Source organism: Streptomyces atriruber (genome assembly GCF_001418325.1).
In the GTDB taxonomy this organism is placed as follows: Bacteria; Actinomycetota; Actinomycetes; order Streptomycetales; family Streptomycetaceae; genus Streptomyces; species Streptomyces atriruber.
The window spans coordinates 1-1,283 of the sequence record NZ_LIPN01000413.1 but is presented as its reverse complement, the minus strand read 5'-3'; the positions used below and the strand labels follow the sequence as shown (position 1 = coordinate 1,283).

Genomic DNA, 1,283 nt, shown 5'->3' with positions numbered 1-1,283 from the left:
CGGCCCGCGAGGCGCAGTAGGCCGCGCTGCCGCGTCCGCTGCCGTCGCGCTCCCTGCGTACCGAGAACACCACGAAGCCCGCGCCCAGGCCCAGGAACGCCGTGCCGCCGATTATGTACGGAGTCGTGTCGAAGCCGCCCCCCGTCTCCGCGAGGCGCCCGGAGGCCGCGGAGGCCGTTTCGTGGCGGTTGGGGGAATCGGCCGGGGCGGCGGGCGCGGGCGACGTCGTGGAGCTGTTGTTTCGGGGGGCTTCGTGGGCCGCGGGCGATGTCGCGTTGGCGGAGGGGACGAAGCACAGGGCGCCGAGGAGGGCTCCGGCGGCGGCGGTGGTCAGCAGTGATCGGCGTGCGGACACGGAATCGGATCCCCCTTGTGGCGCTGGCGAATTGGCCGTGTGGGGCGATGCTAATGAAAGGTGCGGGTCGCGGGAAAGTCGCGAGCTCCGGGGGCCGTACCCTCCGTCGTATGAGTGGAGACGAGACATCACGGTTTGTACGGCTGCGGGTCGAAATGGTCGTCGAGGTGGGTGACACCGAGAAGCTGACCGGTGCCGCGCTGGCCCGCATCGGCGAGGACGAGCAGATGCCGGGCGAGGAGCGGGCGCACGCCGAAGCCGCCGTCCAGGAGGACGTCGCCGAGGCGCTCGCCTACCTCGTGGACCCCTTCGACCTGGTCAGTCAGGTGCCCGGCACCGAGCTCACCCAGGCCTCGTGGAGCAGCGAATCGATCGACTACGACCCCGATTCGCCCGACTGGGACCCGGACGAGGATGATGGCGAGGGCGACGACGTGTTGTAGTCCGGATTGAAGAATCCGGAATCGGGAACCCCGGGCAGCAACCGCCGCTCGGGGTTCCGTCGTCTCACCCGGCACGGTCGGCACGTGTGGCGACGGGAGATGATTCCAGTACCGCGAACGTGGTGTTCCCCACACTCTTCGCGGTTGTGGAACGGGACGAACCGGGCAGGACGTTATGCGGGATTACGGGGACTCTCGGGGTTGGTTCTGGGGATTCGGCAACTATGGAGATGCGTGTGATGACGGACAGTAGGCGGCGCGGGCTCGGACGCGGGCGCAAGAGCGTCGCGGCCGTATCCGCTCTGGTGAGCGGCGTGCTCGTGCTCTCGGCGTGCAGCAGCGACGACGGCGACAAGGCTTCGGGCGGCAAGGAGTCGCAGAACCAGGTCGACGAGGCGGCGGCCAAGAAGACCTCTGCCGCCCAGATCAAGATCGCGCCGAAGAACGGCTCCGACAACGCAAGCATCAACAGCGCGGCCGCCGTC

General features: G+C 69.0%; 2 protein-coding genes and 1 pseudogene. 2 read left to right on the top strand and 1 reads right to left on the bottom strand.

What is annotated here, in order from left to right; translation table 11 throughout:
* A partial coding sequence (locus AOK03_RS34175) for a hypothetical protein (protein WP_063792642.1) occupies positions 1-355 on the bottom strand: 355 nt, incomplete at its 3' end.
* Positions 356-465: 110 nt separating this feature from the next.
* Here AOK03_RS34175 and AOK03_RS34170 point away from each other — a divergent pair.
* Positions 466-798 carry a hypothetical protein gene (locus tag AOK03_RS34170; RefSeq protein ID WP_055569267.1) on the top strand — a complete coding sequence of 111 codons (333 nt, stop codon included), beginning with the start codon at positions 466-468 and terminating at the stop codon, positions 796-798.
* Between the two features lie 224 nt (positions 799-1,022).
* A pseudogene (locus AOK03_RS34165) lies at positions 1,023-1,283 on the top strand (hypothetical protein); the annotation flags it as partial.

Excerpts from the sequence above, each read along its gene's own strand:
- AOK03_RS34170 (WP_055569267.1), top strand. The coding sequence starts at position 466 with ATGAGTGGAGACGAGACATCACGGTTTGTACGGCTGCGGGTCGAAATG.